The sequence below is a fragment of the Providencia xihuensis genome (genome assembly GCF_041953405.1).
GTDB classification, from domain to species: domain Bacteria; phylum Pseudomonadota; class Gammaproteobacteria; order Enterobacterales; family Enterobacteriaceae; genus Providencia; species Providencia vermicola.
In genome coordinates, this window is sequence record NZ_CP169565.1 from 1,871,559 (window position 1) to 1,896,900 (window position 25,342).

Annotated in this window: 23 protein-coding genes; 16 read left to right on the plus strand and 7 right to left on the minus strand. The window is 40.7% G+C overall.

The annotated features are described in order from the left end of the window. The first annotated feature begins 2 nt into the window (after positions 1-2). The 5 genes from dedD (at position 3) to ACE2AL_RS08300 (ending at position 5,026) form a co-directional block, all read left to right on the plus strand. A complete protein-coding gene (gene dedD / locus ACE2AL_RS08280) occupies positions 3-638 on the plus strand; it encodes a cell division protein DedD (protein WP_206082375.1) in 636 nt (211 codons plus the stop codon). A gap of 178 nt (positions 639-816) precedes the next feature. Further along, a complete protein-coding gene (gene cvpA / locus ACE2AL_RS08285) occupies positions 817-1,320 on the plus strand; it encodes a colicin V production protein (protein WP_206082374.1) in 504 nt (167 codons plus the stop codon). 14 nt (positions 1,321-1,334) lie between these two features. Next, positions 1,335-2,852: an amidophosphoribosyltransferase gene (purF, locus tag ACE2AL_RS08290; RefSeq protein ID WP_206082373.1), complete on the plus strand. Its 1,518-nt coding sequence runs from the start codon at positions 1,335-1,337 to the stop codon at positions 2,850-2,852. Positions 2,853-3,110: 258 nt separating this feature from the next. Continuing rightward, positions 3,111-3,935 (plus strand): YwqG family protein, encoded by an 825-nt coding sequence (locus ACE2AL_RS08295; RefSeq protein ID WP_206082372.1) that lies wholly within the window; start codon positions 3,111-3,113, stop codon positions 3,933-3,935. Between the two features lie 518 nt (positions 3,936-4,453). Next, positions 4,454-5,026: a UbiX family flavin prenyltransferase gene (locus ACE2AL_RS08300; protein WP_206082371.1), complete on the plus strand. Its 573-nt coding sequence runs from the start codon at positions 4,454-4,456 to the stop codon at positions 5,024-5,026. A gap of 13 nt (positions 5,027-5,039) precedes the next feature. On the opposite strand, the gene ACE2AL_RS08305 is transcribed toward ACE2AL_RS08300, so the two are convergent. Both ACE2AL_RS08305 and ACE2AL_RS08310 read right to left on the minus strand, forming a co-directional pair. Further along, positions 5,040-6,563 carry a hypothetical protein gene (locus ACE2AL_RS08305; protein ID WP_375084239.1) on the minus strand — a complete coding sequence of 508 codons (1,524 nt, stop codon included), beginning with the start codon at positions 6,561-6,563 and terminating at the stop codon, positions 5,040-5,042. A gap of 215 nt (positions 6,564-6,778) precedes the next feature. Beyond that, complete coding sequence (locus tag ACE2AL_RS08310; protein ID WP_375084240.1) at positions 6,779-7,687, minus strand: TIGR01777 family oxidoreductase; 909 nt, start codon at positions 7,685-7,687, stop codon at positions 6,779-6,781. A gap of 700 nt (positions 7,688-8,387) precedes the next feature. Between ACE2AL_RS08310 and yfcD the strand changes: the two genes are divergently transcribed. The 4 genes from yfcD to ACE2AL_RS08330 all read left to right on the plus strand — a co-directional run bounded on the left by yfcD (position 8,388) and on the right by ACE2AL_RS08330 (position 12,057). Continuing rightward, positions 8,388-8,930 carry an NUDIX hydrolase YfcD gene (gene yfcD, locus ACE2AL_RS08315; RefSeq protein WP_206082367.1) on the plus strand — a complete coding sequence of 181 codons (543 nt, stop codon included), beginning with the start codon at positions 8,388-8,390 and terminating at the stop codon, positions 8,928-8,930. A gap of 236 nt (positions 8,931-9,166) precedes the next feature. After that, complete coding sequence (locus tag ACE2AL_RS08320; RefSeq protein WP_272539649.1) at positions 9,167-10,402, plus strand: M24 family metallopeptidase; 1,236 nt, start codon at positions 9,167-9,169, stop codon at positions 10,400-10,402. 18 nt (positions 10,403-10,420) lie between these two features. Continuing rightward, the gene (locus tag ACE2AL_RS08325) at positions 10,421-10,618 is read left to right on the plus strand and encodes a DUF3311 domain-containing protein (protein WP_206082365.1); all 198 of its coding nucleotides are present in this window, start codon (positions 10,421-10,423) and stop codon (positions 10,616-10,618) included. Continuing rightward, on the plus strand, positions 10,615-12,057 hold the full coding sequence (locus tag ACE2AL_RS08330; RefSeq protein WP_349414927.1) for a sodium:solute symporter: 1,443 nt from the start codon (positions 10,615-10,617) through the stop codon (positions 12,055-12,057). Before ACE2AL_RS08325 ends, ACE2AL_RS08330 begins: the two co-directional genes overlap by 4 nt. Positions 12,058-12,113: 56 nt before the next feature. Here the strand turns inward: ACE2AL_RS08330 and ACE2AL_RS08335 are convergent, their stop codons facing one another. Further along, entirely contained in the window at positions 12,114-12,584 is a 471-nt protein-coding gene (locus ACE2AL_RS08335; protein WP_206082363.1) for a DMT family transporter, read from the minus strand. Positions 12,585-12,687: 103 nt separating this feature from the next. On the opposite strand from ACE2AL_RS08335, the gene ACE2AL_RS08340 reads away from it, so the two are divergent. Continuing rightward, positions 12,688-13,581 carry a LysR family transcriptional regulator gene (locus ACE2AL_RS08340; RefSeq protein ID WP_375084241.1) on the plus strand — a complete coding sequence of 298 codons (894 nt, stop codon included), beginning with the start codon at positions 12,688-12,690 and terminating at the stop codon, positions 13,579-13,581. Positions 13,582-13,634: 53 nt separating this feature from the next. Here the strand turns inward: ACE2AL_RS08340 and pta are convergent, their stop codons facing one another. Both pta and ackA read right to left on the minus strand, forming a co-directional pair. Further along, a complete protein-coding gene (gene pta / locus ACE2AL_RS08345; protein WP_206082361.1) occupies positions 13,635-15,779 on the minus strand; it encodes a phosphate acetyltransferase in 2,145 nt (714 codons plus the stop codon). Positions 15,780-15,850: 71 nt separating this feature from the next. Then, the gene (gene ackA / locus ACE2AL_RS08350; RefSeq protein WP_206082360.1) at positions 15,851-17,053 is read right to left on the minus strand and encodes an acetate kinase; all 1,203 of its coding nucleotides are present in this window, start codon (positions 17,051-17,053) and stop codon (positions 15,851-15,853) included. Positions 17,054-17,651: 598 nt separating this feature from the next. On the opposite strand from ackA, the gene yfbV reads away from it, so the two are divergent. From yfbV to ACE2AL_RS08375, 5 genes are all read left to right on the plus strand, one after another. Then, positions 17,652-18,107, plus strand: a complete 456-nt coding sequence (gene yfbV, locus ACE2AL_RS08355; RefSeq protein ID WP_206082359.1) for a terminus macrodomain insulation protein YfbV — start codon at positions 17,652-17,654, stop codon at positions 18,105-18,107. A gap of 150 nt (positions 18,108-18,257) precedes the next feature. Continuing rightward, a complete protein-coding gene (locus ACE2AL_RS08360; protein WP_206082358.1) occupies positions 18,258-18,752 on the plus strand; it encodes a YfbU family protein in 495 nt (164 codons plus the stop codon). 425 nt (positions 18,753-19,177) lie between these two features. After that, on the plus strand, positions 19,178-19,852 hold the full coding sequence (locus tag ACE2AL_RS08365; RefSeq protein ID WP_272574092.1) for a sugar phosphatase: 675 nt from the start codon (positions 19,178-19,180) through the stop codon (positions 19,850-19,852). Positions 19,853-19,940: 88 nt separating this feature from the next. Next, positions 19,941-21,770, plus strand: a complete 1,830-nt coding sequence (locus tag ACE2AL_RS08370) for an SLC13 family permease (protein WP_206082356.1) — start codon at positions 19,941-19,943, stop codon at positions 21,768-21,770. A gap of 155 nt (positions 21,771-21,925) precedes the next feature. Continuing rightward, positions 21,926-22,345: a hypothetical protein gene (locus tag ACE2AL_RS08375; protein WP_272539645.1), complete on the plus strand. Its 420-nt coding sequence runs from the start codon at positions 21,926-21,928 to the stop codon at positions 22,343-22,345. A 92-nt stretch (positions 22,346-22,437) separates the two neighbouring features. On the opposite strand, the gene yfbR is transcribed toward ACE2AL_RS08375, so the two are convergent. Continuing rightward, positions 22,438-23,019, minus strand: a complete 582-nt coding sequence (gene yfbR / locus ACE2AL_RS08380; protein ID WP_349422348.1) for a 5'-deoxynucleotidase — start codon at positions 23,017-23,019, stop codon at positions 22,438-22,440. A 201-nt stretch (positions 23,020-23,220) separates the two neighbouring features. On the opposite strand from yfbR, the gene ACE2AL_RS08385 reads away from it, so the two are divergent. Next, positions 23,221-23,352 (plus strand): hypothetical protein, encoded by a 132-nt coding sequence (locus tag ACE2AL_RS08385; RefSeq protein ID WP_272516247.1) that lies wholly within the window; start codon positions 23,221-23,223, stop codon positions 23,350-23,352. Between the two features lie 552 nt (positions 23,353-23,904). On the opposite strand, the gene ACE2AL_RS08390 is transcribed toward ACE2AL_RS08385, so the two are convergent. Beyond that, entirely contained in the window at positions 23,905-25,119 is a 1,215-nt protein-coding gene (locus tag ACE2AL_RS08390; RefSeq protein WP_206082353.1) for a pyridoxal phosphate-dependent aminotransferase, read from the minus strand. Positions 25,120-25,342: the final 223 nt, after the last annotated feature.

Below are 25,342 nucleotides of genomic sequence, written 5' to 3' on the forward strand. Positions count from 1 at the left end.
TGGTGGCTAGTAAATTTCAAAATCGTCTTGCTGGCGTCATTGTACTGGTTGCGGCAGGGGTCATCGTGCTTCCTGCACTTCTTGATGGCGATAAGAAATATAATGAAAGTGAATTTGCGGCCATTCCTATTATCCCAAAGCCAGGTGATGAAGAAGATATCGAAGCAATTGCACCGTTAGCACATAATAGCGCGAGCGCCTCTTCGGAAGGGGCTTCTGAGGCTATGTTATCAGAAGCAATTACCCAGCAGCAAAATGAACAAGTCGCGGCAAACGTCCCAGCGACAGTTGAGCCAATAAAACCAGAACCTAAGCCTGAGCCTAAGCCAGAACCCAAGCCTGAGCCAAAACCACAGCCGAAGCCTGAACCAAAACCCGAGGTTAAACCTGAGCCGCAAGGCAAAGCATTTGTTGTTCAAGTCATTGCTCTAAACAATGCCAGCAAGGTTGAGGAGATTGTTGCGAAGCTGCGGTTATCGGGTTACCAAGTGTATACCGTTCCAGCAAGACCGGTGAACAATAAACTCACGCGTATTTATGTCGGGCCAGAGGCATCACGGCAGAAGCTAGAAGCCGCGCTTCCTGAACTTAACGCGATAACAGGAACAAAAGGGATAATTCAAACATTCAAACCCTAATAAATAGAATCAATAATCCCTAAAAGGTAAGGGGATTTAGTAACTTACTGCGGCGATTATGATTTTTTCTTTTCGCCGCTATTTTTTGTAAATTGATAGAAAAATGGTTACGCAAACGTTTTCGTTTTCTGTTAGAATGCACTTCGCTGATGTCGTGAGTGCGAATTTTGGATGAAATATGGTCTGGATAGATTACGCAATTATCGCCATTATTGGCTTCTCGGCACTGGTTAGTTTGATCCGTGGTTTTGTTCGTGAAGCACTATCACTGGTGACATGGGGCTGTGCTTTTTTTGTCGCAAGTACATTTTACCCTTATTTAGCGGACTATTTTACCCGCTTTGAGGACGTACTGGTGCGAAATGGCATTGCAATCGCCGCATTATTCATTGCCACATTAATTGTGGGCGCGGTGGTGAACTATGTGATCAGCTCTTTAGTGCAAAAAACTGGGTTATCAGGCACAGATCGTGTTCTGGGGATTTGCTTCGGTGCGCTGCGTGGTGTGTTGATTGTATCGGCCTTGCTGTTTTTTCTCGATACCTTTACACCGCTTCCTCAAAGTGAGGATTGGCAGCGTTCAGAATTTATTCCACAGTTCAGTCATATTATCAGGTGGTTTTTTGACTACCTGCAAAATGCGTCAAGTTTCCTACCGGAGAACATTTCTCCGTCTGGCTGATGAGGAAAGACCAAATGTGCGGTATTGTCGGGATCGCTGGTGTTACACCAGTTAACCAATCAATTTATGATGCTTTAACAGTGCTTCAGCACCGTGGGCAGGATGCAGCAGGTATTGCCACTATTGATGGCAAAAATAATATTCGTTTACGTAAAGCAAATGGCCTTGTGAAAGATGTGTTTGAAACTCGCCATATGCTTCGGTTACAAGGTTGTATGGGATTAGGGCATGTCCGTTATCCAACAGCAGGCAGCTCCAGTGCCTCGGAAGCACAGCCTTTTTACGTAAATTCACCATTTGGTATCACACTTGCTCATAATGGTAATCTGACAAACGCACACGAACTTACGCGAAGTTTGTTTGAAACTGCACGTCGCCATGTTAATACGACCTCGGATTCTGAGATTTTACTCAATGTGCTGGCGTATGAATTAGACAGATTTGACCATTTCCCCCTTGAACCCGATAACGTCTTCAGTGCAGTGGCTGCGATGCACAAAAAACTGCGTGGTGCTTACGCATGTGTCGCTCTGATTATTGGCCATGGTATGTTAGCGTTCCGTGATCCACACGGTATTCGTCCGTTAGTGTTAGGACGCCGTATTACAGAGAGTGGTGAACATGAGTATATGGTCGCTTCTGAAAGTGTTGCACTCGATACATTAGGTTTTGAATTTTTACGTGATGTGGCACCTGGCGAAGCGGTATATGTCACTGAAAAAGGTCAATTATTCACACGCCAATGTTCTGACAACCCTCAATTGACGCCATGTATTTTTGAATACGTCTATTTTGCTCGCCAAGATTCATTCATCGACAAAGTATCGGTCTATAACGCAAGGTTGCGTATGGGTCAAAAGCTCGGTGCAAAAATTGCGCGTGAGTGGGAAGACTTAAATATCGATGTCGTTATCCCAATTCCAGAAACGTCTTGCGATATTGCGTTAGAAATCGCCCATATATTAAATAAACCGTATCGCCAAGGTTTTGTGAAAAATCGTTATGTTGGCCGTACGTTTATCATGCCAGGTCAGCAAGAGCGGCGTAAATCTGTTCGCCGTAAACTGAATGCCAACCGTGCTGAGTTTCGTGACAAAAACGTGTTACTAATTGACGATTCCATTGTTCGTGGCACAACCTCAGAGCAAATTGTTGAACTAGCGCGCGAAGCTGGCGCAAAGAATGTCTATTTCGCCTCTGCGGCGCCTGAAGTGCGCTTCCCGAACGTCTATGGTATTGATATGCCAAATGCGAACGAGTTGATTGCTCATGGTCGTGAAGTGGATGAAATTCGCAAATTAATTGGTGCTGATGGGTTAATTTTCCAAGATTTATCAGACTTAGTTGATGCTGTTCGTGAAGAAAATCCAGAAATTACTGAGTTTGAATGTTCCGTATTTGATGGGATTTATGTTACCAAAGACATTGACCAAGGTTATTTAGATTATTTGGAAAATTTGCGAAAAGACGACGAGCTGAAGTTAAAAGATAAGAGTGAAGTCGAGGATTTGGAAATTTATAACGAAGGCTAAAATCTTCGTTCATAGTTTGAGTGACAGCGTTGTTGGCATCATTTAGCTAACAAGTACATACTTTTGTATGCGCTTTGGGATAGTTTCTTTGCCACTAGGCTGTTACTCAAACTCGTTAGAACATTGACTCCACATAGGCTTACGTTATTTTTTCTATCATTGCTTTAAATAAACGAATAAGTTGCAGTTATATCTGATTTAAAATTCGAAAAAATCAAGTAGGCTAGAAAGAAATTAACAACCTATTTGGAGCTAAGTATGGCTGATTTCGATTCTCTTCCTGATGTCATAAAACCCTTCATAGATAAAATCAAAGCAACGAAAAAAAACCTTGTTGAAATGACCTTAACACCGATAGAAGAATATGTGTGGTGGGAAAGTCGTGTGGGTGGAATGCCGTACTTACCTCTGAACGAACCTTACCCCATCGATAGCGAGGGAATTCCGTTAAAATTGCTCGCACAAATCAACTTTGCACAAATGCCTAAATTGGCAAACTACCCAGAAAAAGGACTGTTACAATTTTTTATCGGCGGTGATGATTTATATGGGGCTAATTTCGAAGACCGCCAAAAACAAGCGGACTTTAGGATTATCTACCGTGAAAATATTATTGAAGATACAGCGAAATTAACCCAAGACTTTTCTGCCGTTATTGCAGCGCACTCAGATGACTATTACACGCCCGTTGACCAAACCTGTGCTATCGAGTATACGCCGACAGAGCAGTATATCAGTATCGATGATTTTCAATTCGGGCAAAAAATATTGGGCGTTGATAACCTCTATGACTACGAAGACCAGTTTGAAGGCGAAGATTTTTATGATGACTGGGTTGAACCATACAGTGATGCCTTTGCGTCAGGTGCGCATTGTATTGGTGGCTATCCATTCTTTACGCAATCAGATCCAAGAGAGTACGAAGAAGATATTCAGCAATATGAGTTGCTCCTACAAATAAACAGCGACTATGAAGTCGGGATCCTGTGGGGAGACATTGGTGTAGGGAATTTCTTTATTCATCCCGAAGATTTGAAGAAAAGGGATTTTAGCAGGGTGGTGTATAACTGGGATTGTGGCTGATCTCCCTAAAATCCTCGTCATCTTTTAGGCTGTCGCGGTGTTGGCTGCGCTCAGCCACCCAAGTCACATACTACTGTATGCTCCTTGGGATGACTTCTCTTGCCGCCTAGCGACAACCTAAAATCTTTAGAGGATGAGATTGGTGCCTTTAGGCTACCTCGGTGTTGGCTGCGCTCAGCCACCCAAGTCACATACTACTGTATGCTCTTTGGGATGACATCTCTTGCCGCCTAGCGACAACCTAAAATCTTTAGAGGATGAGATTGGTGCCTTTAGGCTGTCGCGGTGTTGGCTGCGCTCAGCCACCCAAGTCACATACTACTGTATGCTCCTTGGGATGACATCTCTTGCCGCTAAGCTGTTGTTCAAGCTATTTAGAGAATTGTTTTCGTCAGTGTGTTTTTATCAGTATTGGTGGCAACCTGACATCCGCAGAATGTTGATTATTCGGTTAGGGCAAACAACGGCGCGTAATATAGTATATAATCTTTAAAAATTACCGTGGATTGGGCAGAGAAATGAAAAAACTGATAATTGGGTTAACTGGAGCAAGTGGGGCGATATATGGCGTCAGATTGCTTGAGGTACTAAAACCCGTTACACAGGTTGAAACCCATTTGGTGATGAGTGCGGCTGCCCGCCAAACATTAGCGCTGGAAACACAATACAGCGTGAAAGACGTACAGCAACTTGCTGATTTTAATTACGATAGCCGCGATATTGCAGCGGCCATTTCGTCAGGCTCCTTTCGTACTGCCGGCATGGTAATTATGCCCTGTACCATGAAAACCCTTTCAGGTATTGTTCACAGCTATACCGATACCTTAGTGACAAGGGCGGCAGATGTGGTACTCAAAGAAGGGAAAAAATTAGTCCTCGGGGTACGTGAAACACCATTGCATGTTGGGCATTTGAAGTTGATGGTACAAGCAGCTGAAATGGGAGCTGTGATTATGCCACCCATGCCAGCGTTTTATCATCAACCTCAATCCATTCAAGATATTGTCAATCAAACGGTTAACCGTGTACTCGACCAATTTGATATTGAACTTGAACAGGATTTATTTCATCGCTGGCAAGGGGCCAAATAAATTAAGATAGTATTTATACTTGGTTATTAAGTGTCCTTGTGCCAAACATAATGCTAGGGTCAGTATTAGGGTTAAAATTACCCATAGAAATATCAGGTGCCACAGGATAAATATTGCCTCTTTTATCAATAAAAATGTCCTCATCCGTTTTTTTCAATAGCGCCAGGTTACTTTGTATAACCTGATGAAGGATGGGGGTAGCAATGTTCGATGAGTAGATGGTCTTTTGCTTATCGTTATTGGATTTCGTGTAATGAAACGCTAATGTCACAAGATGGCTTTTCTTGTCAAAATTACGATGAACAATGCGATAAGTTTTGTTTTTTGGTATCAAGTTTTTGAATGATTTTCTTTTAAATTTTACCTCAAAGTTATCTAATGCAAGCAATTTGTTTATTTTTAAATTACTATCAAAAACATTTTTTTTATTATGGTTATTTGAAATTGGGTTTATCCTATTAAGTTTAACAAATGAAATTTGATAATTAGAATCGCTATCTTTTATAAATTTATATGTCTCATGTTCATCCATAAAGTTTTTTAGAAAAAAAGTGAACTCATCGACGTTATGAAATTGATAAATGCCTTCATTGGGGTCAAAGAATTGATAGATTTCACTTTTATTGCTTTTCTTGATATTAATTGCGCAAGCATGATTGGAGCTTAAAAATATATAATTTTGATTTTCATCGGATTTAATGAGTTTTATAAATTCATCTGGTTTTTTTACTATTTGGGTACTGTTGGGTTCTTTCACACTGGCGGTTAAATTTTGTTTCTTGTTGATATCCTCCCATTCTTTTTCTATTTTATCTTTTGTTAAATTATTCATTGAAAGTAATAGACTATTAATTCTCTTTTGATTTGATTCAATATTAGTGCTCAATTCAGCAAGTTGATATGTTTCTTTTATTTTATCATTTTCTAGGTTTGAATTTTCATCTACATTTAATGTGTATATATTTTTTGCACATTTCATATTATCCTCAGCTATTGGTGCTATAATCATTTTTTGCAGTCTATCTTGCTCACTTTTATGCTTTTCATAATTTTCATTTAAGGCTAGGCTTATTAATTTTAAAAAATCTTGTTCTCCAAAAATAGGCGAAGATAATGGAATAGGTAGTGATAAACCATAACTGCTTGCGGATTCACATTGTAATTTTTGTATATCAAAGATTTCCTTAAGTAGTTTATTCCCTTGTTTAATCGCATGTTTTTTTTCTGTGTATTTTTTATAATCTGAAATAGATGCCATCGTTAAATTACCGCGTTCTCTTGGTATCATTGTGTCATTAGTTTTAACATCATCGAAGTATTTATTGTAAATATTGATATAGTCTTGTTCTAAACCTTTATCACTATAGTGTAAGAATTTGACAGATGCACCATAACAAAAACCGAGGAAAGGTTCTTTTGAGTTTGTAATTTTCAAAATGTTTTCTTGGAAAAATTTAGAATTATCTTTTTGTAAAAAATTTAAAAATTTTGATTGAGTAAAGGGGGTTTTATTCAATGAATTTATTTGGGTAGGCATTATGGCATCCTTAATTTATCTAATAAATAGATACCATAATGATGTTTTCTATTTGTATCTTTCAAATATCAATGATTTTGTATTTAATATATGTAATGGATATAATTAAATATGATTCTCACAAGCATTTTCATAGGAATGCGTGGAAACCATCCCGTTATATTTATATCACGAGATGGTAGAGATATGAGGCTATTAGGAGCATTAAAAGGGGGTTAGTTTTCCTTGGGAACCAATAAGTCTTCTAATGCAATTTTTAACTCGATAAATTCGAATTCAAATCCAGCTTCTTCTAAACGTTTAGGAATCGCTTGCTGCCCACCCAATACTAAGGCTGCAGATTCGCCTAAAATGGCTTTGATCACAAAAGCGGGGGTGCGAACAAAAGAAGGGCGGTTGAGGACATCTCCTAAAATGGCGGTAAATTGGTCGTTATGCACAGGATAAGGCGCTGTCATATTGAAAGGGCCTGAAAGCACAGGCGTTATGAGTAAAAAATAAATAGCATTGACCATATCGTTGATATGTATCCAAGGCATGTATTGCTTACCATGACCTATTGGCCCACCTGCACCCATTTTGAAAATAGGCAAAATTTTACCCAAGACTCCACCATTAGGGGACAATACAAGCCCTGTACGCAGTAAACACACACGTGTTTTATCGGAAGCTGCATTTTCTGCAAGCGCTTCCCAATGCTGGGCAAGTTGATGGGTAAATTCATCATGAGGTTGTTCGTCTTCAGTGACAACAATTTGGCCTTGGTCACCATAGTAGCCAACAGCAGAGCCCGATAAAAAGACAGACGGTGGCGTTTCACTGGCTATAATGAGTTCGGTCAGTCGTTGGGTGATTTTCCAACGGCTATCACAAAGGCGCTTTTTCTGCTCATCAGTCCAACGTTTTTCGGCAATGGGCTCACCAGCTAAGTTGATAACAGCATCGAAGCCGTTGAGGTTATTGATGTCGTTTAAAGATGTCCAGCATTCGACAGCTTTACAGAAATGACTGTACACTTTTTGTGGTGAACGGCTCAATACGGTGACTTTATGGTCAAGGGAGATTAACTTTTGGACTAAAGGGGTACCGATTAGCCCTGTGCCGCCTGTTATGAGTATTTTCATTGCCATCCCCGTCATATTTCAAAATCCCCGTCATATTTCAAACCGCAGCGTTGTTGACTACGCTCAGTACCTTAAGTCACATACTTGTGTATGCTCCTCATCCCCGTCATATTTCAAACCGCAGCGTTGTTGTCTGCACTCAGTTACCTTAGTCACATACTTATGTATGCTCCTAAGGATGCCTTCGTTTGACGCCTAGCTGCAATTTGAACTATTTAGGGGATGGATCCCGTGTGTTATTCAAACCGCAGCGTTGTTGTCTGCACTCAGTACCTTAAGTCACATACTTGTATATGCTCCTAAGGATGCCTTCGTTTGACGCCTAGCTGCAATTTGAACTATTTAGGGGATGGATCCCGTGTGTTATTCAAATCGCAGCGTTGTTGTCTGCACTCAGTTAGCTAACTGATATCTTGCTAAGTTCAAGTTATCGCGCTAAAACAATGTTTCCATAGGTTTTATAATTTAACTATAGCATCTGTGAGCACAAATTGTGTGATTTGATTACGTTATCTTAAAATTGCTAAAAGCTCTATGAGCATTGTGATAATAAGTGCTTATTTGTGATAGCAACCAAATGCAAATTGGGCTAGGATCAACGATTAAGTGCGAGTCAAAAGCATCGTTGTATTGTCTGACATGTCGTGGCAATCAGTCTATGACATAAGCTATTTTAGCTTAATTATAAAAGGTTTACAGGATGGAACAACAAACCGAAGTCGTCGAATGGGTCGATATTGTCGATGAGGATAATAACGTTATTGCTCAGGCAACCCGCAGCCAAATGCGTGCTGAAAACTTACGGCATCGTGCGACGTATATTGTTGTGCACGATGGAATGGGGAAGATCTTAGTCCAGCGACGCACGGATATTAAAGATTTCCACCCTGGTTTTTTAGATGCCACAGCAGGTGGTGTTGTTACCCAAGGTGAAAATATTCTTGATTCAGCAAAACGTGAAGCGGAAGAGGAGCTGGGTATCGCAGGTGTACCATTTGCAGAGCATGGTCATTTTTATTTCGAGGATGAGCATTGCCGCGTGTGGGGTGGGCTATTTAGCTGTGTTAGCCATGGCCCTTTTGCACTGCAAGAGTCAGAAGTGGTTGAGGTAAGTTGGCTTACACCAAAAGAAATTAGCGCACGTTGTGATGAATTTACACCTGATTCATTAAAAGCGCTTTCTTTATGGCTCACTCGTAACAATGAGTCCGAAAAAGCCATCACTTGTGCTGAAAACTTATAATCCCCCAGTTTTAAATCGTAAAAGGGCTATTTTTTGTAGTCCTTTTCATTTTTTCACCAAAATTCAAATCTCTAGCAAGGTTAATTTTTGACTAATATATAACTATTAGTTATATCCAACTTACACCTTACACGATGTATTCATTTCAACTCTCGATATAATAAGCGAACTTATTATTTCGCTCGTCATATTGTGAATTTATTTAGCGATCAGAACGACGGATTGAGAAAACAACAATGACAATTCAAAAAACCGAGTCACTTTTAAAGCAACAACACCTTGAAAACGTAACAAATAAAGCCCGTGAAATTATGGAGCGTGATGGCATTGAAGCGCTAATTGCCACAGTTGGTGATAATTTTTATCATTTAACAGGGTTTGCAAGCTTCTTTATGTATACTTTTAGGCAGACAGGTTCTGCCATTGCCGTGATCTTCCGTGATCCCACGGTAAAATCACTGGTGATCATGAATGAGTTTGAAGCCGCGAACTTAAGCTTACAAATGCCAAATGCGCAAATTAAAACCTTTCCAATTTGGGTGGATGTTGACGACCCTTATAACCCTGATAATGGCAAAGTGGTGAAAGCAAGGCCGATCAATAGCCCAATCGAAACCATTTTTAATTTATTAAAAGACGCTTTATCTGAGGCGGGGGTGTATGGCAAACCTGTTGCGATTGAGCTTAACCAAATTACCTACACGGGTAAAAACTGGTTAGACAAAGTCATTCCAGAACTAAACTTAGTTGATTCCTCACCGCTTTTTAATGAATTACGCATGATCAAAAGTGAGTGGGAGATTAACCATCTGCGAAAATCAGCCCAAATTACTGAGGCAGGCATTGAAGCAGCTAGCCAGCTCATTCGTGTTGGCTGCACATCCGCGGAACTAACCGCGGCTTTTAAAGCGAAAGTAATGTCCTTTCCTGAAACCAATTACAGTCGTTTTCACTTAATTTCAGTAGGAAGTGATTTTTCACCTAAAATGTTGCCAGACAATGTGCCTGCAAAAGAAGGGGACTTAATTAAGTTTGATTGTGGTGTGGATGTCGCTGGATACGGTGCAGATATTGCACGTACCTTTGTGGTAGGTAAACCCAATGAAAAGGTGAGAGCGATTTACCAAACGATATTAAAAGGCCATCAATATATGTTGAGTCGTATTGCGCCAGGAGTTGCGTTGAGTGACGTATTTAACGAAACCATGGCATTAATTCGCTCATCAGGTTTACCGCACTATAATCGTGGCCATTTAGGGCATGGTGATGGCGTGTTTGTTGGTTTAGAAGAAGCGCCTTTTGTCAGTGCTGCAACCACCGAAGTATTCCGCGCGGGGATGGTCATGAGTTTGGAAACACCTTACTACGGTATTGGAGTTGGTGGAATTATGATTGAAGACATGTTACTGATTACAGAAGAGGGTGTTGAAATGTTAAGTTATTTACCTCGTGAATTGATTTCTTTCGAATAATAAAAATAAGGATTCTTTATGAGATGGTATCACTACCTCGTTATTTTCCCTGTATTGGCATTAACCGTTGGAATTTATTATGCCAATGAGGTTGAGCCCTTTGTAATGGGGTTACCTTTTTTGATGTTTTGGATTGTGGCATGGGTGATCGTGACAGCACTTATCATGTTATTAATTAATGTGTTAGACAATAAAAATCTTAAGGAAACGTCATGAGTTCCGCATTAATTATTATTACGGTATTTTTCCTTTTCAGCATTTATTTGGCGATTAGAGCGAAAAAGGGAAAAACCATGGATCATGAAGGATGGTCTGTGGGGGGGCGAAGCTACGGGGCACTGCTCGTTTTCTTACTGAGTGCAGGGGAAATCTACACCACCTTTACGTTTCTGGGGGGAAGTGGTTGGGCATATGGTAAAGGCCCCGCAATCCTCTACACCTTGGCTGTAAATGCGTTTATGGGGATATTTTTATATTGGGTGCATCCGCGGGTCTGGCGCTTTGCAAAAGATAACGATGTTAGAACTATCTCTGAATTATTTACCAAGAAATATAATAGCCAAGGGCTTGGGTTGTTAATTAGTCTAATTTCTATTGCGGCAATGGTGCCATTATTTGTGCTCCAATTGAAAGGTCTTGGTATTATTGTTTCACAAGCGTCTTATGGTGCGATCCCTGCAGATATGGCGATTTGGATTGGTATTATTGCTGTTACGCTGTTTGTGATGATTTCAGGTATACATGGGTCAGCTTGGACATCCGCACTAAAAGATTTAATGATCTTAATTGTTGTGGTGTTTATTGGGATTTATATTCCGTTGCATTATTACGGCAGCTTTGGTGATATGTTTAAAGCCATTGATACCGCCATGCCGAGCTTCTTAACCTTCCCAAAAACAGGGCTGAATATTCCTTGGTATATTTCCACAATATTCCTATCTGTCGTGGCCTATTTTTGCTGGCCTCACTATATGGCGGCGGTATTTACCGCTAAGGATGAAAAATCACTTAAGCGAAATAGTATTTTAATTCCAGCGTATAGCTTGATTATGCTTTTTGCCTTTTTTGTTGGTTATGCGGCGATATTGCAAATTCCACACCTTGAAGGTTCAGCAGTGGATTTATCACTATTTGAAATATCGAAAGAGACGTTTTCACCTGTTGTTGTTGGTTTTATCGGTGCAGCAGGGATGTTAACTGCCTTAGTGCCAGGTTCGATGCTACTACTAACGACCTCCAATATGTTGGCGGGCGTGGTACAAAAAGCGGTGGGTGCAAGTGAAGAAAAGCGTCAGTCTGGTGTCTATGCGCGCTATATGGTGCCATTAGTGGCATTAGTAAGTTTGTACTTTATTTTTCATAGCAATGACACGTTAGTGGCAATTATGCTGCTCGGTGTAAATATTGTGGCGCAATTTTTCCCTGCGTTATTGATGAGTTTTAAACAGCAAAACCCAATGACGCCAGCGGGAGCTATCTGTGGGATTTCAGCGGGGGTATTATTTCTCGCGGTAACCTATATCGAGAAAATTTCGTTAGCACAATTGTTCCCTTGGTTAGGGGAAAGTTTGAGCTTTATGAATATCGGTATTGCTGCATTTATTCTGAATATTATTGTTGCGGTGGTGGTGTCGTTATTTACCCATAAAAAGTAATATTACGACACCAACCTAAAATAAATACCCGCTTTATGCGGGTATTTTTATGCCAATTATTTACGAGACAGCTGAACACACAATACGCCAGCAATGACCAAACCTATGCCGAATATTTTACCGAACGGTATTGGATTTTGTGGCATACCAAACCAGCCGAAGTGCTCTATCAAAGCCGAAATGATTAATTGCCCTGCAATTACCATAACAAAGAAGGTCGTACTGCCAATCTTAGGAACTAAAATCAATGCCGAAGTGAGGTAAATCATACCGGCTATCCCACCAAACCAGATCCAAATAGGTTGGCTGAATAGTTCAACACTAAAATTGGGTTTTGGTACTTTAAAAACAAATAATAGTGGAATAAGAACGATAATACTGATAATCAGTGAAATGGCACTCGCCCAAAGCGGATGCCCCAAATGGCGGGCTAATACGGCGTTACTTGCAGCTTGAATCGGGACGACAACCCCTGCAAATAGAGCAGCCAAAGCTAAAATAATTCCAGATAATGAAAGTGTAGACATATAAACCTCAAAGTTAACAGGGGAATATGATTGATTTAAGATAAGCTTAATGAGCGGGGAACTGATTAGGAAATGAACATTTTTATAAGGTGATATTCGCCAGATGAATAACTTAAGAAGATTAGATTTGAATCAATTAGTTACCTTATTGGTACTATTGCGAGAACGTCATGTTAGCCGTGCTGCGGAGGCTTTATATAAAAGCCAGCCCGCAGTTAGTCATACTTTGAATCAGCTTCGTGAATTATTTCAAGACCCACTTTTGGTGCGCTGGCAGGGGCAGTATCAATTAACCAGTAAAGCGGAATCATTATATGGGCCATTAGCACAGGCATTGGAACAGTTGGACTACTTGATTACTCTGCAAGACTTTCAGCCTGCTTTGTGCCATCGACGGTTTAATATTGCGCTGTCAGATTATGGTGCGGCAATAATTGCACAACCGCTTACGCATTATCTGCGATTACATGCACCTGATGTGGATTTGAAAATTTGGCATTGTAGCCGAGAAGAAATGCAAAACAAGTTGCTAGAAGGGAGTTTAGATTTAGCATTTGGCGTGTTTAATGCGCTAGATAATACACTACGTGCACAGTCTGTTTTCCAAGATAAAATGGTGAGTGTGGCAGACAAATCAATTTGCCCAAACGGAACGATGGAGCTAAACGAATGGTTATCTTATCCGCATGTTGCAGTGAGTATGAAACCGTTTGATACAAATGAGGTGGATTTGCAATTAAAACGCTTAAATCAGCATAGGCGTGTCGCTATAACAGTACCTTATTGGCAAGTTGCTCCACAACTTATTGTAGGTACAGATCTCATCTTAACTATCGCTCAAAAGATTTTTTCACAGAAAATAGATGAACACTGTGTGATATTTGAACCGCCGATTGCTATTTCGCCTCTTGATTTTCAAATGATTTGGCATGAACGAAGTGATGCAGATAACGCGTTGAATTGGCTAAGAGAGATTATTGTTAGTTTATTAATATAATAAAAAATGCCAGTCAGTGACACTGGCTGGCATTCATCGCAATAATTGATTAACTATGCGTTTTCGTTTTGTACTGCTTGGATAGCGGTTAACGCAACGGTATAAACGATATCATCAACTAACGCACCACGAGACAAGTCATTGACTGGTTTACGCATACCTTGCAGCATTGGGCCGATTGATACGAGGTCAGCCGAACGTTGTACCGCTTTATAGGTGGTGTTACCCGTGTTCAGATCAGGGAAGATAAACACCGTTGCTTTACCTGCAACAGGGGAGTTAGGCGCTTTCGATTTCGCCACATCAGCCATTACCGCTGCATCATACTGCAATGGACCATCAATCATCAGGTCAGGGCGTTTTTCTTGCGCTAAACGGGTTGCTTCACGCACTTTTTCAACATCACTACCTGCGCCTGAATCACCTGTTGAGTAAGAGATCATTGCAACACGCGGGTCGATACCAAACGCTTTTGCAGAATCCGCAGATTGGATAGCGATTTCAGATAATTGCTCAGCGGTTGGATCTGGGTTGATTGCACAGTCACCATAAACAAAGACTTGCTCAGGTAACAACATAAAGAACACCGATGAAACCAGTGAGCTACCTGGCGCAGTTTTGATCAACTGAAGCGGTGGACGGATAGTATTGGCGGTGGTATGCACTGCACCTGAAACTAAGCCATCTACTTCGCCTTTTTCGAGCATCAATGTACCGAGAACCACGTTATCTTCAAGTTGTTCACGAGCAACAACTTCGGTCATGCCTTTGCTCTTACGCAGCTCAACAAGGCGTGCAACGTATTCTTCACGAACCTTAACTGGGTCAACGATTTCAATACCCGTACCTAATTCAATGCCCTGTGCAGCAGCAACACGGCGGATATCGTCAGGGTTGCCTAACAGAACACACGTTGCGATACCGCGTTCAGCACAGATAGACGCTGCTTTAACCGTACGAGGTTCATCACCTTCAGGCAGAACGATACGTTTGCCCGCTTTGCGTGCTAATTCGGTTAATTGGTAGCGGAATGCTGGTGGAGACAAACGGTTTGGACGTTCAGAGTCAGCTACTAAAGATTCAATCCAGTCGCTACTAATATGGCGAGCCACGTAGTTTTGAATTTTTTCGATACGTTCATGGTCATCCGCAGGTACTTCTAAGCTGAAGCTTTGTAGGTTTAGGGAGGTCTGCCATGTGTTGCTTTTCACCATGAAGACAGGTAAGCCAGTTTCGAATGCTTGTTCGCACAGTTGACGAATAGGGGCATCGATGTTGTAGCCACCCGTTAACAGAACCGCACCAATTTCAACACCGTTCATTGCTGCTAAAGATGCTGAAACCAGTACGTCAGGGCGGTCAGCAGAGGTCACTAACAGTGAGCCTGGACGGAAGTGCTCAAGCATGTGCGGGATGCTACGCGCACAAAATGTGACAGATTTAACGCGGCGAGTTTTGATTTCACCTTCGTTAACAATCTCCGCACCTAAGTGTTTTGCCATGTCGATTGCACGCGTGGCGATTAAATCGAAGTTCCATGGAATAGACGCGAGCACAGGCAGATTTAGCGCAGAAAGTTGCTTAGGATCGAGATTTGCAACGGTTGCTTTGGTTGAATCATCAAAGATTTCAGATAGGTCAGGGCGAGTGCGGCCTTGTTCATCAACGGGTGCATTCACTTTATTAATGATAACACCGATAATATTTTTATTACGTTGACCACCAAATTCGTTACGAACCAGCTCTAAACGCTCTTGCATTTGAGTGATTGAGCTGTTGCCCGTCGCAGTAACAAAAACAATTTCAGCGCCTAACGTTTTGGCTATCTCATAGTTTAATGACTGAGCAAAAGAGTGTTTACGCGTTGGCACTAAGCCTTCAATTAAAATCACTTCCGCATTTTTAGTATGATCATGGTAACGAGCCACGATCTCTTCCATTAATACGTCTTTTTTAGAGGATGTCAGCAGTGATTCAACGTATTCCATGGTCAGTGGTTCAACAATGGTCGTAATACTTGAATGGGAGCGCAGAACTTCAGTAGTTTGGTCTTTATTGCCAGAGATGCGGGGCTGTGCGATAGGTTTGAAAACGCTTAATTGAACACCTTTTTGTTCCATTGAGCGAACGACACCTAGACTAACGCTTGTTAAGCCAACGCTGGTGCCGGTAGGTATTAACATAATTGTACGTGACACGGGAACCTCTTTATTTCGGTTACTCTAATGACAAAACGATACCGCCAGCATTTGCTGGCGGTAGAAGTTTCTTATGCGGTTAAACGCGCAGTATCTTGAGCGATAACCAACTCTTCATTGGTTGCGATAACCAGCGCTGGACGGCTGTTATCGGTAGTGATTAAACCTTCTTTGCCGAAGCGTGCCGCTAAGTTACGTTCGTGGTCATATTCGAAACCAAGGATAGCCAGTTTCTTCAGGGTAATTTCACGAACTTGTGCGGAGTTTTCACCAATACCACCTGTGAAGATGATAGCATCAAGACGGCCTTCCATCAGTGCACTGTATGCACCAACGTATTTCGCTAAACGGTGGCAGAAAACGTCCATTGCACGGGTTGCATCTTCTTTTGTGCCATAGTTGTCTTCAACATAGCGACAATCGCTTGTTACACCAGTTAAGCCTAATAAGCCAGATTCTTTAGTCAGCATTTTGTTGATTTGATCAACACTCATGCCTAAAGCGTCATGTAAATGGAAAATGATGGCAGGGTCGATATCACCACTACGTGTTCCCATGACTAAGCCTTCTAATGGGGTTAAGCCCATAGAGGTATCAACACATTGACCGTTAACAATCGCAGTGACAGAACCGCCGTTGCCTAAATGGCAAGTGATAACGTTTAATTCTTCAACAGGTTTGTTGAGTTTTTTCGCCGCTTCACGAGAAACATAGAAATGGCTTGTGCCGTGTGCGCCGTAACGGCGGATGCTATGTTCAGAATACAATTCGTATGGCAGGGCATACAGATAGGCTTCTTGTGGCATTGTCTGATGGAACGCGGTGTCAAATACAGCCACGTTTTTGTTGATCAGATGAGGGAATGATTTTCTTGCCTCTTCAATACCAATTAGGTGAGCAGGGTTATGCAGTGGAGCAAATGGGATTGCCGCTTCAATACCTTCAATCACGTCGTCAGTGATTAAAACAGAAGAGGTGAATTTCTCGCCGCCGTGAACAATACGGTGACCGATCGATGTAATTTGCGCTGACAACTCAGGTTTTTCAGCAAGAATGGTGTTAACAATGAAATTCAATGCTTCGCTATGCGCCGCACCAGCACCTAAAGGAGCTTCCTTTTTAGCACCATCCATTTTCCATTTAATACGGGCTTCAGGGAGATTGAAACACTCAGCTAAACCGGATAAAAACTCGTCACCGTTAGTTGGATCGATGATGGCGAATTTCAGTGAGGAGCTACCGCAGTTTAGAACCAGTACCAGCTTACTTGACATGGAAATACCTATCGTTAATTGTTGTTGTGAAGCCTTTAAAAAACATGAAAAAGACTCAGATATAAAAATATGGCGTGTTAGAGCCTAGCGTATTTATGACCTGAAACATCATGATTGATATCATGTTAAAGGCGAAAAAGTTAAAGATCTTGGTAATCTTCAAGGGTTTTATAAAGCTATCGTTACTCTTTTGTGCAAAGTGCAATATAAAAGAAAACTTCGCATCTGGTGTTGAAATAACGACCAAAACCCCAATATATAACTGTTGTCTATCTTTTTATTAAAAAGATGGATAAAGCGATAAAGTAACAAATTCAACAGCAATTCTAAATGTGGCAGATTCTACTAAAAATATTTTATATTTTATACGTTTTTTTTAAAAATAGGTCGTTTGATTGATTAAAATCATAAGTGTCGTATAAAGTGTAGTTATAGCACGAAGTTAGGTATTTATTAGAATAGCTGATTTTAATGAAAGTCGCTTATCTTAAGGTAAATTGAATAAAATAATTTGTTTAACTTAAGTGTGCGTTCTTGTTCACAATGGCGTAAGCTTAACGGCAGCTAGTCAGTTTTAGAAGTGCATAGGAAACGATTCATGAGTACATTGCAAAACACACCTCCAGGTTTTTTTAAACGCTTCAGATTAGGCAATCGATATCTGAAAATTTTTCCTATGGAAAAAAAACTGTCACCTATCTTCCCTGAAATCAGAATTAATAAAGCGGTACGTTTTGGTATTCGCTTTATGCCACCCATTGCTATTTTCACGCTCGCCTGGCAAATCGCTTTAGGTGGGCAGCTTGGCCCCGCCATCGCAACCGCATTATTTGCCTGCAGTTTACCAATGCAAGGGTTGTGGTGGTTAGGGAAACGTGCGTCTACACCATTGCCATCTGGCTTGCTGAGCTGGTTTTATGAGATCCGTGATAAATTTACGGCGGCTGGAATAGCAATGGCACCTGTTGAACAACAGCCTGATTATATGGCGTTGGCTGACCTTCTTAAGCGTGCATTTAACCAATTAGATCGCTCTTTTATGGAAGATGTTTAGCAAAAAATGGCTGTACAGTTATTGTTAAAAGCTAGATTTAACAATAAGTAATACAAAAAGCGTGTTTAGATCAATAAAAGCGATGTTTTCACTGTCTTAGATGTGGGTTGAGTGCGAAGATAAGCCATACTTTTCTGTAGGAGAGCTGTGATGGAAATGACGAATGCCCAACGCCTGATTTTATCAAATCAATACAAAATGATGACAATGTTAGACCCAGATAACGCGGAACGTTATCGCCGCCTGCAAACAATTATTGAACGCGGTTTTGGGTTACAGATGCGTGAGCTAGACAGAGATTTCGGTCATTTAAGCGAAGAAACGTGTCGCACAGTGATTGAAATTATGGAGATGTACCATGCACTGCAAGTTTCCTACAGTAATTTGCCTGAAAAACAAGATATTGATGGTCGCCGAGTCCAATTTTTAGGTTTTGATGCAGCAACAGAAGCACGCTATTTAAGCTATGTGCGCTTTATGGTGAACACAGAAGGGCGTTATACCCATTTTGATAGCGGAACTCATGGGTTCAACTCACAAACGCCAATGTGGGAGAAATATGTGCGAATGTTGTCGATTTGGCATGCGTGTCCAAGGCAGTATCATCTATCAGCGGTGGAGATTTCCCAGATCTTAAACGCCTAATGCTCGTCATTCTTCGCGCTGTCGCGTTGTTGACTGCGTTCGGCTACTCGGGTCACATACTTTTGTATGCTCCCCGAGATATCCTCTCTGGTCGCCTAGCGACAACGCGAATAATTTAGAGCATATTTGCTCGTCGTATTTTGGGCTGTAGCGGTGTTGACTGCGTTCGGCTACTCGGGTTACATACTAGTGTATGCTCCCCGAGATATCCTCTCTAGTCGCCTAGCGACAACGCGGATAATTTAGAACGCCAAATTTCATTCTTTTCTCATGATTTTTACTTCTCATAAGCATTCAAATCTAAGCCTTAGTATCAATTCTTAATTATTTTTAATATTGAGGTTGCGTGTATGTGCCCATTTAGCGTTAACTAATGGGCCAGAATCGATTCAATTATTATGTGAATAGCAAATAAAGGGGTAGACGTGAAATTAAAGGCAAAAGGGTTTCTATTTGATTTAGATGGCACATTGGCAGATTCCTTGGCAGTGGTTGAGCGCTGTTGGTGTAAGTTTGGCGAACGAATTGGTGTAGACTCAGCCGAAGTCATTAATTTTATCCATGGAAAACCCGCGTTAACTAGCTTGCGTCACTTTTTACCCGAGGCGAGTGATGAAGAAATTATGGGGTATTTTCGCTGGTTAGAAAAAATGGAAAGTGAAGATGTGGAGGGCGTTGTGGCCCTACCTGGTGCGATTGCCTTGCTGTCACGTTTAAATGAAATTGGAGCTCCGTGGGCAATTGTCACATCGGGGACAGTGCCAATTGCTCATGGCCGCCAACAAGCGGCGGGACTGCCTGAGCCAAAACATTGGGTAACATTTGAAAAAGTGTCTAAAGGTAAGCCTGATCCAGAACCGTTTATGTTAGGGGCTAAAGCACTTTCATTGCCTGAAAAATCCTGCATTGCCTTCGAAGATGCCCAAGCAGGCATTCATTCCGCACTTAGTGCAGGTTGCCAAGTGGTCGCAGTCCATGCTCCAGAAAGCTTACCGCGTCGTGATGAAATTGATGTAATTGTCAGTTCGTTAGAGCAAATTTCTGTTATGGGACCAGACATTAATGGGGATTATGAACTTTTAGTGTCAAAGTTACCTTAATCGTGATCTAATCAAAGAAATTCTCCGTAAAACGTGGTTAACTAAAGAAAATCTTTAGCAATGTTTTTTTTCGTCGAAAGGGGATATTTTGAACGGAGAATTGCTGTGGGTATTAACCCTCCTACTGATAGCGGTCGTTCTTTTTACCACGAATAAAATCCGCATGGATGTGGTGGCATTACTGGTGATTGTTGCGTTTGTGCTCAGCGACACCTTAACATTAGAACAAGCGACATCAGGCTTTGCTGATCCGAACGTGTTATTGATAGCGGCATTGTTCGTTATTGGTGATGGTCTCGTTCGTACAGGGATCGCATATCAAATGGGGGATTGGCTTGTTCGCGTTGCAGGAAGTAGCGAGAGCAAAATGTTAGTGTTTTTGATGCTGACAGTCGCTGGGCTCGGTGCCTTTATGAGCTCGACAGGTGTTGTTGCCATTTTTATTCCTGTCGTGTTGAGTGTTGCTGCGCGAATGAAAACATCGCCAGGTAGATTAATGATGCCACTAGGCTTTGCAGGGCTAATCAGTGGCATGATGACCCTAGTCGCGACGCCACCTAACATGGTCGTAAATAGTGAGTTAGTACGCGAAGGCATCAAAGGCTTTCAATTTTTCTCAATTACTCCTATTGGTATTCTTATTTTGCTGGCAGGTATTGCCTATATGTGGTTAACACGTCGCTGGTTGGGCAGTAATGAGCCTGATAAACTTCCTGAACGCTACCGCCGTACCTTCCGTGATTTAATTCGTGATTATAAGCTGACAGGCCGTGCACGCCGCTTAGCTATCCGCAAAGGTTCACCGTTGATTGGCCATACCCTTGATGAACTCCATTTACGTTCACGTTATGAAGCTAACGTGGTGGGGATTGAGCGCTGGCGGAAATTTCGCCGTGTGATGGTCAGCGCAACGGGCGGAACAGAGCTACGTGAACGAGATGTTTTATTGGTCGATATTTCTGTAAGTGATGACGATTTACGCCTGTTTTGCAGTGAACAATTGCTTGAGCCAATGATTTTACGTGGAGACTATTTCTCTGACCAGTCCCGTGATGTGGGGATGGCGGAAGTTTCTATGAACCCAGACTCTGAGTTACTGGGAAAAAGTTTACGGGACATTAAGTTTCGTACACGATACGGCTTGAACGTGGTGGGTATTCGCCGTGATGGTAAGGCATTAGATGGCAAGTTAGTGGATGAGCCTCTACGCCTTGGTGATATTTTGTTGGTGATCGGTGATTGGAAACTCATTCGTATCTTATCGACAAAACCACGTAATTTTATTGTGCTAAATTTGGCTGCTGAGGTTGAAGCCGTTGCGCCAGCTGCGTCACAAGCACCACATGCCTTGTTTTGTCTCGCACTGATGGTTGCCATGATGGTAACCAATGAGATCCCAAATTTTATTGCAGCTTTGATAGCTTGCTTACTGATGGGTAAATTCCGCTGTATTGACATGGAAAGCGCGTACAAATCTATTCACTGGCCAAGTATTATTTTAATCGTCGGTATGATGCCGTTTGCTATTGCTTTGCAAGAAACGGGCGGTATTGCCCTTGCGGTTGATGGCCTAATGAAGGTCGCAGGGGGGTTAGGCCCACATGTGATGCTACTGTGTTTATTTATTCTGTGTGCCACTATTGGGTTGTTTATCTCTAATACTGCCACGGCAGTCCTTATGGCCCCTATTGCGATTGCTGCCGCACGGCAAATGGAGGTATCCCCTTTACCATTTGCAATGGTAATTGGTATCGCAGCATCTGCTGCATTTATGACTCCCGTTTCATCACCCGTTAATACCTTAGTGCTTGGCCCTGGGGGATATAAGTTTTCTGACTTCTTAAAAATTGGTGTACCGTTTACGATTATTGTGATGTTTATCAGTATTGCGGTTATTCCAATACTATTTCCGTTTTAAGTCAATATAAAAATAACTTCAATAAAGGGCTCTAAATATAATAGAGCCCTTTTGATATTAAAAATAATAAATTTATAATATTTAATATCTTTTAAAAGTGAATTCTCTACTGATATTCTCTTCAACTCACTACATATCAATTATAGGATAATGAAATGAGTCAAAATGAATCGTGGGGAGATGAGCGTTTTACTTACGGTTACTGTGATTTTGAAAACTATTGGGGGGAAGAGTTATCAAGTGTTGAATTAACTCACTTTGTTTCTGGTTATTTTGATGTAACCAAAAAATTAAATACCTCAAAGACAATTTATGACATTCCAGATAGGACTGAACTGAAAAGAATATTTACCATATTATTTGAGCGAGCTACAATAGATTCATATGATTTTTGGTCAATAAAACTTGTAACTAAGAGTGGGGCGGTTTATGAAACTAAAGAGCCTTTACGTTGTACTATCTCCATTGATGATTCTGAGTTTGTAATATTAGGCGTTAATGGGGATGCAAAAACATTGTATGTTGCATTCTCTACAATGATAGGTTGTAGTGTAAAGTTAAACAAAGTTGGTTAAGCTATTTTATAAGGTGAAGTTAGATCTAGCCTACAGTTTTTAGATTGGTAAATTAACAGATATATAAGTAGATATAACATACTACTTATATATTAATTGCTAATTTCATCTAACGAAAGCGTAAAACCTGGAACAAATTTTTCCATAAAATAATCCATTTCAGGGCTTTTTCTTTCTGCTAGCATTTTTTCAAGGCGCTTTTTGGCCAATTTAAATTCGCTATTTCCCGCAGACAACTCTTCCAAACATTTTAAATAAGCACACAGGGAATCTGCTTGCTTAACAATAAAATGTTCTTCTTCAGATTGTAAGTCTTCAATAATTAACTCCCTGAAGTCATCTTGAAGCTCATCAGGTAGCATATCCAACAGCTTTTGTTGGGCAAATTTTTCTATTTTTTTGTATTCATGGGCAATTTGTTGATTATGATATTTGATAGGCGTAGGCAAATCTCCAGTAATAACTTCACTGGCATCGTGGTACATGGCAAGTAAAGCAATACGAGATGCATCAACATTACCCCCAAATTTTTTATTCTTAATGATGGCAAGTGCATGAGCAACCATCGCAACTTGTAAGCTGTGTTCGGAGACATTTTCCGTTCGGACATTACGCATGAGTGGCCAACGGTGAATTAGTTTCATTCTAGCAAGGTGTGCAAAAAAGTAGCTCATAAGTCCTCATAAACAGTGGTATACAATGGGTAAATTATAACGCGTATAGGCTCGGAGGGATATGTATTTATGCCAAGTTATTATTTAAAGTAAATCAAAATAAAGATAATTAGCTCTGTTGAAAAATAATGTTTAATTAAAAAATCGATGACTTATTATCTAATTTTGATGAAGGTGATATTAGATAATAAAGGGGTTAATATGGCTAATAACGAACGCGGGCAAAAAGGTTTTGTTTCTATAGAAAACTATTGGGGTAACAAAATCAAGTCGATTATAGTTATGCACAGTGCAGATAATATAGAAAAAACGGAGGGGCTGTTAATAATATAAGCCATGGTGAAAAAGAAGAAAATGTTTTTCACTTTTATTATTAAACCAACTTGTTTCCATATTAAAAATATGTGGAAAGTGATTGTAATCACTATTGATGATGAGGTTTATGAGACTGATGGCTATTTCTCATGTTCCATTACTGCTTCGGACAAAGACGTTGCAGTTGTAGGCGTTAATGGTGATACGAAAACGGCGTACATTTCTTTTTCTGAGTCAGTAAGTTGCTCCGAAAAATTAAGACGTGTAAAACGCCATTCTATGTTTGATGGTCAATCTGTGAGATATCTTAGATAAACTATTTAGTTGTGTTTATTTTAATTTGATTTGCCTATATTAATATTTATAATGGAGATTCACTAAGTAAATCTTCAAGGAATATTATGAAATACTTTCCTTTCATACTTTTAGGCTTTTTCCTGGTTGCGATATATATTATTTCCATTATTTGATAATCAAAATAACACATTCATTTAATGATGATTACACTTTGAATTAATAAAGCCTCCGAATTTGGAGGCTTTATTAATAATAGATAATCTAAATAAGATGTTATTGACGATAGCCTTCAAGGAAGCGGCCAAATTTATTAATTGCCATTTCAAGATCGTCAGCATAAGGTAAGGTCACGATCCTAAAATGATCGGGTTCTGGCCAGTTAAATGCTGTACCTTGGACTAATAACACTTTTTCTTGCAACAGCAAGTCAAGGATCATTTTTTGGTCATCATGGATATTAAAACGCTTAATATCAATTTTGGGGAACATATACAGTGCGCCTTGTGGCTTCACACAAGATACACCTGGAATTTGGTTAATGAGTTCCCACGCACGGTTACGCTGCTCATATAAACGCCCACCTGGTTGAATAAATTCACTAATACTTTGGTAACCACCCAGTGCAGTTTGAATGGCATGTTGCATCGGCACATTGGCACATAAACGCATTGAGGCTAGCATTTCTAAGCCTTCAATATAGCTTTTTGCATGTTTTTTCGGGCCATTAAGTACCATCCAACCTTGTCGGAAACCTGCAACACGATAGGTTTTTGATAGCCCATTGAATGTAATTGTTAATAAGTCAGGTGCTAATGCCGCAATAGAGTGATGAACTGCATCATCATAAAGAATTTTATCATAAATTTCATCAGCATAGATAATTAGATTGTGTTGACGAGCCAGTTCAACAATCTCTAATAGCAAATCTTTGCTATATACAGCACCTGTTGGGTTATTGGGATTAATGACCACAATACCACGAGTTCTTGGAGTGATTTTGCTACGAATGTCCTCAATATCTGGCATCCAGCCTTGTTGCTCATCACACATATAGTGCACCGCTTTCCCGCCAGAAAGCGAAACCGCTGCAGTCCAAAGTGGGTAGTCAGGGGCTGGGACTAACATTTCATCGCCATTATTAAGCAGTGCTTGCATCGCTTGGACAATAAGTTCAGATACACCGTTGCCGATGTAAACATCTTCTACTGTCATTTCGTGAATACCACGAGCTTGGTAATGTTGGACGATGGCTTTACGAGCAGAATAGAGCCCTTTGGAGTCACAATAGCCTTGGGAACTTGGTAAATTGCGTAAAACATCCACAAGAATTTCATCAGGTGCTTCAAAGCCAAACGGTGCCGGGTTACCAATGTTCAGCTTGAGGACTTTATTACCTTCCTCTTCTAAGCGTTTTGCTTCTTTTAATACGGGCCCACGGATGTCATAGCAGACATTATCGAGCTTGCTGGATTTAGTTAGATTATTCATTGTTCTCTCATTACCCTAACGGGATTGCATTGGTAGGGGGGGCCGGCTTTATTGTCTTACTGTACTCCTCCCTCAGAAGCTTTTGAAGATGCAAGGTTATTTTTGGTGTAAAAGGTTGGTTAAAGTATAAATGTGATGTTTGACATCTTATTATCTTTTTTATGTTGGTTTAATATTTCAATTAACACACTTATGTTGGATTTATATCTCGATAATATCGTGT